Source organism: Paenibacillus sp. MBLB1832, assembly GCF_032271945.1.
Taxonomy (GTDB): domain Bacteria; phylum Bacillota; class Bacilli; order Paenibacillales; family NBRC-103111; genus Paenibacillus_E; species Paenibacillus_E roseopurpureus.
The window spans coordinates 3605968-3621002 of record NZ_CP130319.1; the positions used below are offsets into that span (position 1 = coordinate 3605968).

Genomic DNA, 15035 nt, shown 5'->3' on the forward strand with positions numbered 1-15035 from the left:
CCCTTTACATACAGTATACACGTATCCCACTGAATATCAATTACAGACACATTTACGCAAATCACATCTATTGTCGCCCCCACCCTGGTAAACGTATGATTAAGGAGAAGAAACATCACGAATCCTAAGGAGTGTACATTATGAACACGACGTTTACACCGCCATTAACGCCACTGACGCATGAGCAAATCGAATTTTTCAAAGAAAATGGCTACTTTCTATTCAAAAAAGGAATGAGCGACGATATCATAGATGCGTTTAACGGACACATTTATGATATCCGCCATCAAGACAACGTGCCAGATTGGGCAGCTTGCGAAGAAAGCCAAAAGTTCTCTCGCCGTCTCTTCAATCCGCATAAGCATGACAGCTTTTCACGCCAATTAATGAAGAACAAAATCGTTCGCGGTGCGTTGGCCCAGCTTATGGGCAAAGAAGCGGTATGTGTGCAAAGCATGTACTTCTATAAAGAACCCGGATCGCCAGGTCAAGCGTCACACCAGGACTACTATTACATCAAGAATGACCCTATGACGATGATTGCCGCATGGACAGCGATGGAAGAAGTGGTCGACGTTGAGAACGGCTGCCTATGGGTTATGCCAGGCACGCACAAATTAGGGCTGCTACCGCATGGTGCTGTCAAAAATCTCGAAGAACACGAGAGTTGGACTGAAGAAACTGAGGGTATTGATACAAGCAAACAAATTCCTGTTATCATGGAAAAAGGCGACATCTTATTTTTCAGTGAGTTGCTCATTCACTCCTCAACGAAAAACCGCAGCAAGGATCGCTGGCGTCGCTCCTACGTGTGTCACTACATTCGGGAGGATTCCAACATCCTGTTCCGTGAAGATCTGCGTACGAAGTATCCGTTGTACTAGAGATGGCGTAAGGCTGATTGAAGCATCCGTTGCAAACGAAATAGGGCGCAAACTCCTCCATGGAGCTTGCGCCCTTCTTGTCTTCGCATTCAACAGACAGATTCTCCCCCCGAAAACAATAATTTCCTTAATTTTCCAGAATTCAAATTAAACTATACATGTTTTTGGAAAATTGATTTATCCATTGAACGATTGTTAATATTGTAGATATAAAGTTAAGGTCGTGGAGGGTTAACATGAGGGACGTTGAGGAGAAAGCAAGATGCTTTCATTATTTGCATGGGATTGATATCCTTGGAGCAGATCACGATGGAAAGCTTCTGTTTGCCTGTATCCACCCAGAGAGGCAACAATTGTACGCCAATGCACCATCACTATTAAAAGAGATGATGGGGGAAATGGCCCGCGTTAATCATCCGTTCTTTACATTTTGGACGCCAGACTCCTGTTTGTATCATGCCCTTTCGATTGGTATGGAGACTGAGAAGCTTACCCTCTTACTAGGACCCATTGGACTTACGTCTACTGAAAGCAATTACGATAAGCGGATCCTTTCCAAGAATAGAAAAGAACTTGAATATCTAGGCCGTTTATTTTATTGGCTTTTCGTAAAAGAAGAAAGTGAAATACCTCGTTCCCTTACATACAACATCTCGCATACGCCTTCTCTTCACATCAGTCCTGAGGTTTCACTTGTCAATCTCTATTACGAACAAGAACCCTTGCACATAACGCTTGAAGAATACGATCGAATAAAAGAAAAAATGCAGACCGGGGACGTCTCCATCGTTCAAAGCCATTTGGACGCCTTGTCCAGCTTCCAAGAGGGCTTCAACCGATTCGAGCTTGCAAGCGGGGACATACTTCGTTCTGCCAAAAATCACTTCATTTCCACATGCGCGATCGTTTGCCAAATTGCCGTGCAAAGCGGCGTAGAAAATGAATATGCAAGAACAATGGCTTACAAATTTGTCGTACGAGCAGAGAACCTTGGTACAAGAGCAGAGATTGTACTGCTCATGAAAGAGATGATTCTAAAATTCACTGCGGCCATCAAACAGTTTGCCAATCCGCAATATTCATCCTTGGTGAGAGAGATCATCCAATACATGCATGTACACTTTTTTGAAAAAATAACGTTGAACGAAGTGGCAGATAAATTCGGCAAGCATCCTTCTTATATATCGAATAAAATTAATCTCGAAACAGGACAGTCCTTTAGCGATAATTTAAATGAGATTCGTATAACTGAGAGTAAACGACTTCTGACAGCTTCTCAAAAGTCGATCAATGAAATTGCCGTCGCCGTCGGCTTTGACTACCAGAACCATTTCTCAAAGGTATTTAAGAAGATAACGGGTATCACGCCCTCCGAATATCGAAATAAACAGCGGATGAATGTCGCTGATCCCCTCAGCTAAAATAAAAAAGCGGGGGCGCTAAGCCCCGCTTTCTCATTTAAGTTCCTGAACGGCTTCTCGCCAATCCCCTGCACCTGTAACAAACTCCAAATGCCACTCGAACGAGCCACCAGCTGGAATCACTTGTGCTGTTCCATTGGCAATCGCGGTTTCCAACGAATCGAAATAGCCAATACTCGGCTCCAACGCGCAGGTCACTCGATCATTGAACATGCCTTCGTCCATCCAAACTCCGAGGTAAGGCACCTTGTCTGTCGGGACTGAGAAGAGCAAATAGTTGCCGCTTTCCTCTCCAGATAGTCCTGACCAAGTATCCGTTACCCGTCCTTGAAAGTAAAACTTTCTTGCATCGCCTGTAACGATCGGTGAAAGCTGTGCATGGTTACGCCAGGGATATGATTCACCAGCTTGAAGTGTATGACCTCCATATACGCACAGCAGGTCCTCCATAGCTTCTGGAAGGAGAATCTGAGTTGGTTCTGTGATCGCGAATTGTGGATGCGGTACCCACAGAAACGGCAGTTCTTCTTTACTGGTATTCTCGGCACTGTAATTAAATCGCACACGATCAGCCGATGGGAATGAAATTCGTCTTGTGAATCGGTAAGGCAGATTAGGACTTCGGAACATGCAGGTGACCGCATCCTCCTCAATCTCATATTCCCACGGCAGCGCCCAGAGCTCACCATGATCAGGCAGCATCCTACTCGACTTCCCGCCAGCGGGACACGCATTGATCGTTGGGAAGCACTCGTCCCAGCCGCTCATGTCCCAATCTGTGAAGGTAGAGCCATAAACGGGTTGCCGAAAAGCGCGGCTCCCCGAGTCCAGCATCCATTCTTTGCCTTTTGGTTTATAGAGAATTGAAACCAGTTTTCCGCCGTGCTCTGGCACCATTTCCAGGCGGATATCTGCGCTTTCGAGCGTAATCGAAAACAAACCCTTGTAATCACCAGTCGTTATTTGCACCATCGTTTCTTGTTTCATTTGCATATTGCAAGATGAATGCGCGCACCCGTATGGTTGGCTTCCATACGAAGCGCTTGCTCAAATTGCTCTTTCGCAAGTTTGACACTTCCTAAACCAAGATGACCAAGTCCCATCATGTATCGGCAATGCACTTCATTTCGCACGTTCAAATTATCTTCAAACACGAGGAAGTCAGGAAGCGAAACAGCGAAATAATCAAATTTCACATCATCGAACAGATGCTTCTCCGCATAATCAATCAGCTTATTAAAGCGGCGCTTAGCTTCATTGTCATTGCCTAGTGCCAGCCAAGCCATACCTTGATAGAAAATCATATCTGGCGGCTGATCGTTGTAGTACATGGCGCTTGCTGGTTCTTCCAATCCTTGAGAAGCGATCATCCAACATTCCTTCGCTTGCTCCATCTCATTTAATCCTTGATGGGCAAGTCCGAGATAGTAAAAAATGTTGTTTTCTTGTGCTCCCGATAACTTGCCTTCTCCAAGATTATCCGGGTAGACCAGTGCTTCTTGCAAGTAGCCAACGGCCTGCTCATAGCGTTGTTCCGTCAAAGCTTTCTTAGCCAATTCAACATGGGCAAATACATGCTGACCGGTCACTTTACCTTCTCCCCCCTCCCAAGGGTGGAACTTCCGAGCTTTCATGGCTTGAACGGCCTGGTCATGCAGCCCTTTTGTGTTCAGCAATGTGATGTATTCCACATAGAGATCATCACGTTTATTCAACAGTGCTTGGTGCTTCTCTAGATTAGCGCATCGGAAATCTGCATCGTAACCAAGTTTTTTGTACAATTGATCCAGTTCGTAAAGTACGCGTGCATCTTCGGTATTGCAAGCAAATGCTATCTCCATCGAGGCCAGTGCGTTTGACGCATCCCCGCGTTTATTAAAGTAGGCAAGTGACAGATTGCGATGCACCGTTGCAAAATTTTCCTGAATGACTCGTGAAGCTTCCCAGTGCGTGATCGCATCTTCGTGTCTTCTTTTGTCATAATACCAGTTCCCTAAATAATAATGCGCTTTGGCATCACTAGCGTCGGCAGTAATCGTGTATGTTAACACCTGCAAGTCGAACAAGCTATTCGGGAAGCAGTAATCTGACGCAGCCGCTTGACCCGCTTTTCTATTTAATTGAGCTTGTTCGAGATTGCCCAGCTGTTCATAGCAGAAACCTAATGTGTAATGAAGCATCGGGTAAGCCGCTGTTTCATGATTCGGCACAATGCGTTCAATCAAGTCAATCGCTTCCGTAAACAAACCGCTATTCGCATAATCCGCCGCCAAATTCAAATAATTATGGGCATCTCCGCGCATGAAGCGCAGAAGCTCCGATTTCGCTAAGCTTGCGGCTTCAACCTCGCCTTGAACACTAAGCAATAAGTAGTTCTCGTTGGCAGCGCCGAAATCCGCAATATCGAGCGCGAGCGTTTCCTGCACATAAGCCATTGCTGTTTCGACGTTACCTAACTTCCGAAGAAGCGCAGCTTTCAGATGGCGAGCTTTGTAATTGTGGGAGTTACGAACAAGCGAACGTTCCACGAGCTCAAGTGCTTCTGAGTACGCGCCTTTGTGACACGCAATTTGCGCAAGTGAGAAGTAAGCAGGATCTTGCCAAGAAGCGGTCCAAGTGGACTTATAAAGCGCCGCGAAGGCTTCCTCTAAACGTCCTTGCAATCTCAAGGCTACCCCTAATTGATAATATGCTTCGCTATCATACGGATTCGGATTGCGCCAAGTGAGTGATTTTACAGCTGTGCGGAAATGAGCTTCTGCTTCAGTGATCAATCCACGGCGCAGCAACAGTGTGCCGTAAGCCACATTGATGCGGCTGTCGCTTGGGTCGCGTTTCAAGCCTTCTAAATAGTAATCCGCAGGCTCAAATGTGGCATGTCGGTACTGCTCCAAATGCAGGCCAGCCAAGTAAAGCTGCTCGTTTGTTTTCAGCTCGGAAGGCGCTTGAAGCGGCTTCGCGGCATCTGGAACTTGCTCGATGGACGGCTTTGCAGGCTGATATGCGATAAGCACAGTACCTGCCGCATCCCGTACAATCAGCTTCAAATCGTGCGGCTGATCGTTTTCGTCAAGCGTTATCACCGTTTTGAACGTGTTCGTCGGCGAAAGATCCGTCACTTCTTTCAAATACGTTCGTTTGCTACCTTTAAGCTCCACGACAGCGCCTTGGAATAAGGACGTCGCATACGCCATCACAACCGCTTCGCGCGCTTTCTCGTCAACCTCTAAGTTAACAGCGGCGTCAATGGATGCGTTCTTCACAACACCGATATTTTTATATGGCATAAAATACTGTTTGAATGATTTTTCCTCATACGGCTGCAGCCACGTAAAATCTGGCTGATTGTCCGTGTAAACGCCCGTCATCAGCTCGATATAAGGTCCGTCCTCGTCGGTCAGGTTGCGATCCCATGCTTGTCCGAACTCGCCATTCCCCCATGTCCATTGCTTTTTACCTGGAGAAATGTGATGGTTCGCAACGTGCAGCAGACCCGCTTGAACGCCGTGGTCATAACCGCCTACGAAGTTATAATCCGACTTGTACGCCATGTATGACGTAGGTACTGGAATGTTTTTGTAACGGGAAATATCGACGCCTGCGGAATAATCCATTTTATAATAAGTGCCTGTTGCAATAGGGAATCTAGATACATCGCGCTTACCGTGGTCGAATACAGCTGTCACGTCCGGAGGGAATACGGATTGCGTATGATCATTGACCGCAACCGCCGGGTTCGCCCACCATAAGAACGTTTGCGGCTCTGGTGTCCGATTATAGAGCTGTGCGGAAATTTCCAGATATGCCTTGCCTGGATATAGCGTGAAGCCTGCCGTTACTTTTGTCCCGTACATACGGTCAATTTCACTAACCCACACGGTTGCGCTTCCATCTTCTTGTTCAGTCAGCTTATATTCAACAGGACCGTACGTGTTCGGACGGTGATGCTGCGGCCAGTTGAACTCGATGCCCCCAGAAATCCAAGGACCTGCAAGACCAACTAAGGCTGGTTTAATGACTCGGTTGTAATAAACAAAATCATAATCATTAGTTTTGTCCAACGCGCGATAAATGCGCCCGCCAAGCTCTGGCATAATTTCAATGCGCACATATTCGTTTTCCAAAATGACGAGACGGTAGCTTTGCGGCTTTTTCTCATCTTCAATTTTATCTATAACCGGATGCGGATATACTTTACCTGAACTTCCTTGATACACGCGCTTTTCCAAAAACATCGGATTGCAATCAGGCTCACCGACACCGTACGTTGGGATCGAAGTATCTTCTTCCCACACACGAACTTTCTGACTCATAGTGATCACTCCTTACTCTGATTGTCTTTACTTTACCTCGTCTGAACGCAATCGCCAATTGACAAAACACTTAATATGATGGATTATATTCTTATTTCAATGAGAGGATTTAATTCCCATGGAACATACTAGAAAACAAGAAGGCTTTGCGGAAGAACGACTATTCGTTCTACCTGACTACATGCAAACGGAACTATCCCGCTCGGAATTGACGCGTGATTTATTCGTCAGTGACATTGGATATTTCCCCCAGGCGCGCCATCATTATAGGGAACGACCGGAGGGCAGCAATGCCCATATCTTTATTTTCTGCTCGGACGGGGAAGGTTGGATAGAGCAAAATCATGAGAAATCGGTTACTCTGACCCAAGATCAACTTGCTGTCATCCCAGCTAATACCCCGCATCGCTATGGGGCATCAACACAAGCACCATGGAGTATTTACTGGTTTCACTTACATGGCGACCACGTTCCCGCCTTCCTTCACTTATATGGAATGGATGCAGGGCCTGTTCAGCTGCCAATCGGCGCACAAACCGAATTCAGGGATGTATTTCATCAATGCTATGTGCTGCTTTCGGACAAAACGTACTCGTTACCCGTTCACACGCACGTTTCTCAGTCGATGCGCCAATTGATTAGCAGCATTGGGATTAGCGCAGGTAAAACGGCCAAAGACAAAAAAAGAGAGCAATATCTGGAACTCGCCATCCGATACATGAATGATCGATTGGAGGGTTCCATTAAGCTCCCTGAATTGGCCAAGCACATTGGATTGTCTAAACAGCACTTAATCCTGTTATTCAAAGAAGAAACAGGCTTCCCACCGATTGACTATTTTCTCCGTATTAAAATCCAAAAAGCAGCGCAAATGCTTAGCTTAACGGGTCTGTCAATGAAAGAAATCGCCGCGAGCATTGGCATAAGCGATCCTTATTATTTCTCGCGATTGTTTAAAAAAATGACGGGGTCATCGCCTACTACTTATCGGAATGTGCCGAAGGGGTAGCGAGACCTAAAACCTTTAAAACAGATTCCTTGACCCGTTCTGCTTCAAACGGTTTTACGATAAAGTCTTTCGCGCCCGCAAGGACCGCGTCTATAACCAAAGGTTTCTGGCCCATCGCAGAGCACATGATGATTTTTGCATTGGGGAAACGCTGCATAATTTTCGTTACTGCATGAACACCATCCAAATCTGGCATCGTAATATCCATTGTTACAATGTCAGGATGATATTCAGCATAAAGCTGAATCGCCTCAAAGCCAGTTGCAGCTTCACATACGACTTCAAATCCACTTTCGACGATGATTTTATTTAAAATGGTTCTCATTACATGTGAATCATCAACGATCATAACTTTAATCATATACAAACCCTCTCTCTAAAAAAAGTGAATGTTCACAGAAGTAAACATCCACTAAGAACTCTATTTTATTAAGCGTTTTTACCGAAAACAACACCGCCATCAATGTAAAGCGGCGACCCCATCATGAATTTCGAGTCGTCTGATGCGAGGAATAACGCTGCATTCGCAACATCTTCAGGTTTCCCAAGCTCACCGCTGAGTTGACGCTGTTTCAAAGACTCAATCGCCGCAGTCGGATCGTCATAAGATGTTTTCAAATAATTTTCAACAAATGGGGTGAAAATTGTCCCTGGCAGCAGCGCATTCACGCGGATATTGTAAGCGGCATAATCAACCTGCATCGATTTGGTCAAAGCAAGCACTGCGCCTTTCGTCGCCGCATACGAAACTCTTCGCGCCAGCCCCATCTCGGCAACGCAGGACGACATGTTGATGATCGAGCCTGCTTTGCGCTCCATCATGTGAGGAAGCGCATATTTCGAAGGCAGGTATACGCCTTTGACGTTAATACTCATGATGCGGTCCCACGCGTCTGGCTCGATTTCGTGCAGAGCCCCGACGCCGCTAATGCCGGCATTGTTAAACAACACGTCGATCCGACCGTACTCGGCAATGGCAGCATCCACCATCGCTTTCACTGACTCAGGATTCGTGACATCCGCTTGAAGGAAGAGGGCTTCGCCGCCTTTTTCCTTAATTTCATTGACCGTTTCCTGTCCTTTGATCGCATCCAAGTCGTTAACAATAACAGTCGCCCCTTCGCTAGCAAACAATAGGGCTGTGCTTTTGCCGATACCTGAACCCGCGCCTGTGATCAGCGTCACTTTATGTTGTAATCGCATATCTTCTCTCCTTGATTCACTTCATATTTGATGGCTCCCTACAGCAACCGCTCCATGCTTCGCCAGATTTTTTCATTGTCTGGTACATCAGTCCACATATCAAAATGCGGTTCCATAACCTCCTGCCAATTGGCAGGCGTGTTCTGGCTCGACAGCTTGCCTGCGCGCTTCGTCTCACTAACGGAGGCAGGGTGCTCGCGATAAGAGAATAAGAGCGTGCCATGAGCGCCGATGATGTAGGTCTTGTTGAAACTCTCAGGACGTTCTTCCTGCATCTGATAGTGATAATAGATATAGCTTGCCGCCATGTCCGGCTTCAGCCTTGCGATACATCCGACTCGGTCCTCGACTTGGCGGTTACCTCTCCACGATTCCGGATCTGTCGGCACGCCGTCGTGAAAAATGTCTATCATGGGGACAGATAATCGGCTTTCCTGCTCGCACGGCCAAGCTTCCAGCCAATCTGCATAAGCATCCGGCCAGTCCCAATGGAAGTTATCAAGCTCAGTCTCCAAATATAGACACACATTACTTCCGTTTTGGAACAGAGAGACGGTGAGGACCTGCTCCGAATGCAATTGGCTTCGCAGGTCCCCCTCATTCTGACGGATCGAAGCGCGAAAGGCTTCTTCAGTTCCATTTTTCAATAACGAATAAAAAAGATGTCTTTGCACTTGCAGACTCCTCTCGCCCATCTTGTTTATTGCTTTCTACCTTCAAGCAGGACGTCTTTTTCGCGATCTGCCCAAGGCATATCATAGGATGGGGCATTGGCATAACGGTTCATTGTCAAAAGCAAGGAAGCGCCTGTCCCTGCAGGAAGATCGACTTGCAGCCATTTATGATTAACAACGCTCTTCTCATTGCTTGAATTTACCGCTTCTACGAAGTAAACCTCTTTAAATTGATGCTCCCCGAATGTTCCTGCCTGGATGATGACAGAGCGATTATCAAACTGACTTGTGTTTACGAGTTCAAGCGTTACCGATTGTGCGGTAAGATCTTTAACCAGGGCAGCGACAGATTCAGGCAGACCTGGACGTTTCGCATCCGCATCATAGTATCTCACTCTCGCATGCTGCAAGCCGCCGTGTGAAATATGCATGGGACCGCCTAATGTCAACTGGACGAGACTTTCCATGTAGATCGGACACATCTCTTGCCAAATGTGAATACTGGAGAAATCATCATCGCTGAATTGATTTGCCCAGTTATACGGATCGCCTGCTTCGGAGCGCATTTTGGTCAACTGCTGCGCGACCAATTCCACGTTCGCATCGAGAATCGTCTGCGGATAATCTGGGTTAAGCCCGCGGATATATTGGAACCACGGCTGAGTATTACCGATGTAATGCTTCGTATTTCTTTTCGTTTTCTTATCTGTACCGGATAGCTTCGGAATGATGACCTGATTCCAATCATGGTCTTTCGGAATACGGTCAATCCGTTCCATATCTTCATCCGCCATCGACATCGTCCATAAATAAACAGGGTACTGTGGCGCAGCTTTGCGATAATCGGTCCAGCCAGCATCAAATCGTTTATAAGGAACGCGCAGCTCGCCGTCTTGCTCCTCTCGAAGCGCCCAGTTCTCATCCAATTGTTGACGCGCCAAATCAAGCTTTTTCATATCGCCTGTGATCAGCGCAGCATTCATGCACGCATTGGTCAATGGCTCAATGATCGTCATGAAACCATGCGGCCAGCGCCAGCCATAATAGCCGCCCCACCATTTGCCGTCGTTATACTCGCCGATTTCACCCGACAAGCCGACATTATCTGGAATGATGCCGCCATTTTGGCGTGTCCTTTCCTCCCAAGCAGCTAAATAATCCAGCACCCAAGCGCGATATTTCTCATCGTTGGTATGAAGGAAGGCGTTGGTTACCAACCCCGTCGCGTTGAGATTCAACGGAACGTCACCGCGCGTCATACGTTCGTTCATCATCCGAATGATATTCGCGTACACTTCATCGTTCGACCATGCACATTTGCCGCTTGCAAAATCTACGCCAGGAATATCTTCATACGGTGCCAAATAATCGTCCAAAATGCCGCGATGTGTGCTCCAATCCTCTTCCGTTACCTCGAAACGCGGCCCCATGCTTCCTGAAATCGCTGAACGGATCAATTTGTGCTCGGCATCATAATTGAGAGCTTCTTTATCTTCTCCGGTATACATTCCAGCAAAACGCACAGCACGTTGGCGATCCTTCAACGTTACGGGACCTGCAAGACCAAGGAAATACGTGAACAAATACCCCTCACCGTGATGCATCCAATCGTAATACGCATCAAACTCGCGATGAATTTGCCCGTATTCCGTCCACTGCCATGTAATACCTTCCCAAATTTTACGAGCCAAACCGTGCAGCTCGCTGCTTCCGCCAAGCATATACAGAAGAGCCAAATTCATAAAGCCTTCATACGGATCGTCCGAGCCGTCCATCCCTGGCCAATCTTCTCGCCAAATTAACGTGCCGTCTGGTCGCGTATAGCGCTCCACGAATTCGAAAGCAGCTTTATTCAATTGATCGATAAGCAGTCGCTCCGTTAATGCCCATTGCGGCGGAACAACCTGACGCGCAGCAGAAATCCGTGGAATTGCATGTCGCGAATTAGACGTGGACATGGTTATCACTCCCTGATCTTAAAACTTGTGCAGAAGGTGTTCCCTTATCCGCGACCATCGTATTCGTCAAAGCGCCCAACTTCTCGATTTGGATCGTCACTTGATCTCCGTCCTTCAGGTACACTTGCTTCTCAAGCGGGTAACCCAATACAACACCTTCTGGAGTCCCTGTGAAAATGATATCGCCAGGCTCAAGCGTCATGTGCTGCGAAATGTAGCTGACAATCTCGTCGCAATAGAAAATCATATCGGACGTATTCGAGCTCTGACGAACCTCACCATTCACGATACATTGAATATCGAGTTGGTTCGGATCACCGACTTCGTCCGCAGTTACTAAGTACGGTCCAAGCGGAGAAAACTTATCACAGATTTTGCCAAGCATCCATTGTTGCGTACGCAATTGCAAATCGCGGGCAGATAAGTCGTTCACGTTGCAATAGCCGAACACGTGGGACAGCGCGTCTTCGCGGCTAACATACTTCGCTTTTTTGCCGATAACGATGACTAGTTCTGCTTCGTAATCAACTTTTTGCGATACCGCTGGAAGTGGAATTTGATCGCCTTGCGCCGCTAACGTATTACTAAATTTATTAAAAAGAATCGGATATGCTGGAATCGGAGCATGCGTTTCTTCTGCATGCTTACGGTAATTCAAGCCAACGCAAATCATTTTGCCAGGGTTTGTCACACAAGGCCCTAAGGTCAGAGTGGCTTCCTCTAATACATACGCTTCCTTACTATCCCCTGAGCTCATGACAGATTCCGCATAAGTACGAAGTAGTTCCACAGCTTCGCTGCCGCCTTTAATCACCTCGTGTACGGTGGCAGGCAGTATTTCCTTGGAAGGCACTGCTTCTAAGGCAGCTTGGAGATCCAAAACGCCTTGATCCAATTTAATTCCTAGGCGGTATTCGCCGTTTTGAACAAAAGTAAGCAATTTCATTGCAATAATCCTCCCCAATATGTTCGATACTAACTTGATTGGTTCTTATTCCCACAATCCCAAGTAAGGCAAATCTGCAATGCTGCTGACATCTATGTTTTGAGCGGTTTGCTCATCTGCTTTCAAATAGATCCCCTCATCGGTTTTGATAAAGACCGGCTGATTCGGGAATAATAAATGGTCTGGAAGCGAACGTTCCCCGCCTACCCAACCCAAATCTCGACCAAACACGGCTTCGTCTTTGCGGCCAATCAGCTTATACACATCTTGAAAGTAATAATCGTTGATTGCCCAATGCTCGCCTTCTTCCACCCACATACATTGGTCGCCCAGCAGGACGGAAATACGCGGATAAGGTTCTTTGAGCTTGGGGGCCATTTTCTCCACTAACCCATGACGGTGCAGCAGGTAATAAAAATCGTGCGTATGCCAGGCTGCACATGGCGCAATATCAGCTTCGTTCTGCCAGCCAGTCGCCGAAGCCATATAGCCTCGCGGGGTTTGATAGTAAGCGTAAGTTTCGTCGCATTTCTCCAGGAACTGCGCCAGTTCTTCGTCAGCCTGATGCTCCAAGTATCGCGCAATTCCATAAAGAGACATGCCCATTCCCGCAATGAGCATAGGTTCTTTAAGTCGAATCCATTCGCCTCCGCGAAGCAGCCATTTGCGATTAAACCGCGTCTGTCCGTTCTCATCGGTCCAGGCAGATCGGGCCAAGTGACGACATAAACCACCTGCGTGCTGCAAATAGTGTGGCTCGCCGAACATTTCATATGCCTGCACCAGCGGCGCGATCATTAAGCCGTAATATTCGGCAGGCTCGACCATCGTCGAATCTCCCAAGTAGCGGTTGCTGGCTTCGCAATCCTCATCGGGAATGCCTATAACGTGATAATTCTCAATCATAAAGTTCAAATCATCTTGAATATGCTCTCGCCATGGTGAATCCTGGAACAACTGCTGATACAGCAGTTTGCCCCATAGGCGGCAATACTCTTGATTGCTAATATTTCTCGTTTTTTTGAACGGATAAATCTCATCACAAGCCTGCAAATTACGCAGCATCGCTTGCTGGATGCTTGCCATCGCTTCCGCGGGCAGCCAAGAGCGTCCGTGCAGCGCCGTTAGTCCCAATGCAACATTCGGCATCATGTTGTGAATCAGCCCTCGATTCAGCATCTCGCCGACCTGGAAGCCGATGTGCATGTATTGCCCATCCTCCTGAAAGCGGCTCGTTTGTAACCGAATCATTTGTAAGGCTTGCTCTTCAAGCGAGGAACCTCGCTGTTCTGCAACAATTCGGCTCAAAGCCGCCATCAACGGGCTTGCCCATGTGCTATGCCCGCTAGTAAAGTCTGCCCATCGATAGGGATTAGATCCCCAGACAGAATGATTATGGAAGCCATGAATGGCACCGTCCTCTTGTACCCAAGACATTAGCCAATTGCCGAGTGCGTTAATGTTCGATTTCATGTTGCGCTTCCTCCCTACCAAAACAGGTCCGTGCGTCCACGCAATTTGGCAATCGCTTCGGCATAGTAATAATCACCGTATATGATTGGTACATTGACGAAGGCTCTCTTCGGAAAATTCGCTGTCGACATCTTCAAAATGCCCTCTTCTTCTTCACTCCATGAAACATATTCATCTGTCAAAAGCTTTAAAATCCGCTTCGCAGCCTCATTGTAAATATGTGCCTCGTTCTCAGGAACTGCACGGCCAATTTCCAGCAATCCCGTAGCTGCACATGCTGCCGCTGATGTATCATAGGCAGTCTCTGGCTCAACTGGCGCGCGGAAATCCCAATAGGGGGCGCGATCTGCCGGCATATTGGACATGAAGAAATGCGCGACGCGTTTGGCTGCGTCCAAATATCTGGCACGCCCTGTGTATTTATAGCTCAAAGCCATCCCATACAGTGCCCATGATGTACCGCGCGCCCACGCTGAATCTGGCGAGTACCCTTGTCCGCCTCTCGCTTCGAGGCGCTCACCAGTCTCAGGATCAAAGCAAACGATATGATGCGAGGAGCCATCAGGACGGATAAATTCACGAAGTACCATATCGGCATGTAACTCCGCAATATGACGGAATCGCGGATCATTCGTTGTTTCGCTCGCCCAATACAGCAGAGGCAAATTTAGGAGGCAATCGATAATGGCCCAGCCTTGTTGATTTTCACCGTTCCATGCGCGAATGAATTGTCCCTTGATATTGTAGCGACCTGCCAAGTGGCTCGCTGCCATCAACCCGCGAATCTTGGACGCTTCCGTGCCCAATAACTTGTATTGAGCAACCGACGTCAAGCTCCACATAAAGCCGACATCATGGTGAAGCTTCTCGTAGCCGAGCAGCGTTTCATCCATCTGCTCTTCGACGGATGCGGCGATATCACGGAAATCCGCATTCTCGTTTTCTTTGTATATCAGCCAAAGCAGACCCGGCCAAAAGCCATTGGTCCACCAGTCATTGGTTTCATTGTTATAGGTTCCATTCACAGAAGCATACGGAAATGTCGCTCCGATTCGTTTGCTCGTTCGTTCAACTTTTGCAACGATCTTTCCCCATACGTCCTCAATCCATTGTTCGTTAACTACTGTTGTCATGTCCAAATCCTCCCGATTATT

Annotated in this window: 12 protein-coding genes; 3 read left to right on the plus strand and 9 right to left on the minus strand. The window is 47.3% G+C overall.

Annotation, left to right across the window (positions count from 1 at the left end; translation table 11 throughout):
• Window positions 1–140 precede the first annotated feature (140 nt).
• Window positions 141–884 (plus strand): phytanoyl-CoA dioxygenase family protein, encoded by a 744-nt coding sequence (locus tag MJB10_RS16325; protein ID WP_314796322.1) that lies wholly within the window; start codon window positions 141–143, stop codon window positions 882–884.
• 236 nt (window positions 885–1120) lie between these two features.
• On the plus strand, window positions 1121–2305 hold the full coding sequence (locus tag MJB10_RS16330) for a helix-turn-helix domain-containing protein (RefSeq protein WP_314796324.1): 1185 nt from the start codon (window positions 1121–1123) through the stop codon (window positions 2303–2305).
• A gap of 33 nt (window positions 2306–2338) precedes the next feature.
• On the opposite strand, the gene MJB10_RS16335 is transcribed toward MJB10_RS16330, so the two are convergent.
• Window positions 2339–3292, minus strand: a complete 954-nt coding sequence (locus MJB10_RS16335) for a hypothetical protein (RefSeq protein WP_314796326.1) — start codon at window positions 3290–3292, stop codon at window positions 2339–2341.
• Window positions 3289–6618 (minus strand): DUF5107 domain-containing protein, encoded by a 3330-nt coding sequence (locus MJB10_RS16340; protein ID WP_314796328.1) that lies wholly within the window; start codon window positions 6616–6618, stop codon window positions 3289–3291. The genes MJB10_RS16335 and MJB10_RS16340 overlap by 4 nt, the downstream gene beginning before the upstream one ends.
• 118 nt (window positions 6619–6736) lie before the next feature.
• On the opposite strand from MJB10_RS16340, the gene MJB10_RS16345 reads away from it, so the two are divergent.
• Window positions 6737–7627, plus strand: coding sequence for an AraC family transcriptional regulator (locus tag MJB10_RS16345; protein ID WP_314796330.1), 891 nt, complete (start codon window positions 6737–6739; stop codon window positions 7625–7627).
• On the opposite strand, the gene MJB10_RS16350 is transcribed toward MJB10_RS16345, so the two are convergent.
• From MJB10_RS16350 to MJB10_RS16380, 7 genes are all read right to left on the minus strand, one after another.
• Window positions 7599–7988, minus strand: a complete 390-nt coding sequence (locus MJB10_RS16350; protein ID WP_314796332.1) for a response regulator — start codon at window positions 7986–7988, stop codon at window positions 7599–7601. The genes MJB10_RS16345 and MJB10_RS16350 overlap by 29 nt on opposite strands.
• A gap of 68 nt (window positions 7989–8056) precedes the next feature.
• On the minus strand, window positions 8057–8830 hold the full coding sequence (locus tag MJB10_RS16355) for an SDR family NAD(P)-dependent oxidoreductase (protein ID WP_314796334.1): 774 nt from the start codon (window positions 8828–8830) through the stop codon (window positions 8057–8059).
• 38 nt (window positions 8831–8868) lie between these two features.
• A complete protein-coding gene (locus MJB10_RS16360) occupies window positions 8869–9504 on the minus strand; it encodes a hypothetical protein (RefSeq protein ID WP_314796337.1) in 636 nt (211 codons plus the stop codon).
• Window positions 9505–9530: 26 nt separating this feature from the next.
• Window positions 9531–11462, minus strand: coding sequence for a hypothetical protein (locus MJB10_RS16365; protein WP_314796339.1), 1932 nt, complete (start codon window positions 11460–11462; stop codon window positions 9531–9533).
• A complete protein-coding gene (locus MJB10_RS16370) occupies window positions 11449–12408 on the minus strand; it encodes a fumarylacetoacetate hydrolase family protein (RefSeq protein ID WP_314796341.1) in 960 nt (319 codons plus the stop codon). The genes MJB10_RS16365 and MJB10_RS16370 overlap by 14 nt, the downstream gene beginning before the upstream one ends.
• 45 nt (window positions 12409–12453) lie before the next feature.
• Complete coding sequence (locus tag MJB10_RS16375; RefSeq protein WP_314796343.1) at window positions 12454–13881, minus strand: glycoside hydrolase family protein; 1428 nt, start codon at window positions 13879–13881, stop codon at window positions 12454–12456.
• A 14-nt stretch (window positions 13882–13895) separates the two neighbouring features.
• Window positions 13896–15014 (minus strand): glycoside hydrolase family 88 protein, encoded by a 1119-nt coding sequence (locus MJB10_RS16380; RefSeq protein ID WP_314796345.1) that lies wholly within the window; start codon window positions 15012–15014, stop codon window positions 13896–13898.
• Window positions 15015–15035: the final 21 nt, after the last annotated feature.

What these genes read in the sequence shown, in the direction of transcription:
- MJB10_RS16370 (WP_314796341.1), bottom strand. Translation starts at nt 12,408, where the DNA reads ATGAAATTGCTTACTTTTGTTCAAAACGGCGAATACCGCCTAGGAATT.
- MJB10_RS16325 (WP_314796322.1), top strand. Translation starts at nt 141, where the DNA reads ATGAACACGACGTTTACACCGCCATTAACGCCACTGACGCATGAGCAA.
- MJB10_RS16335 (WP_314796326.1), bottom strand. Translation starts at nt 3,292, where the DNA reads ATGAAACAAGAAACGATGGTGCAAATAACGACTGGTGATTACAAGGGT.
- MJB10_RS16355 (WP_314796334.1), bottom strand. Translation starts at nt 8,830, where the DNA reads ATGCGATTACAACATAAAGTGACGCTGATCACAGGCGCGGGTTCAGGT.
- MJB10_RS16380 (WP_314796345.1), bottom strand. Translation starts at nt 15,014, where the DNA reads ATGACAACAGTAGTTAACGAACAATGGATTGAGGACGTATGGGGAAAG.
- MJB10_RS16365 (WP_314796339.1), bottom strand. Translation starts at nt 11,462, where the DNA reads ATGTCCACGTCTAATTCGCGACATGCAATTCCACGGATTTCTGCTGCG.
- MJB10_RS16345 (WP_314796330.1), top strand. Translation starts at nt 6,737, where the DNA reads ATGGAACATACTAGAAAACAAGAAGGCTTTGCGGAAGAACGACTATTC.
- MJB10_RS16350 (WP_314796332.1), bottom strand. Translation starts at nt 7,988, where the DNA reads ATGATTAAAGTTATGATCGTTGATGATTCACATGTAATGAGAACCATT.
- MJB10_RS16340 (WP_314796328.1), bottom strand. Translation starts at nt 6,618, where the DNA reads ATGAGTCAGAAAGTTCGTGTGTGGGAAGAAGATACTTCGATCCCAACG.
- MJB10_RS16375 (WP_314796343.1), bottom strand. Translation starts at nt 13,881, where the DNA reads ATGAAATCGAACATTAACGCACTCGGCAATTGGCTAATGTCTTGGGTA.
- MJB10_RS16330 (WP_314796324.1), top strand. Translation starts at nt 1,121, where the DNA reads ATGAGGGACGTTGAGGAGAAAGCAAGATGCTTTCATTATTTGCATGGG.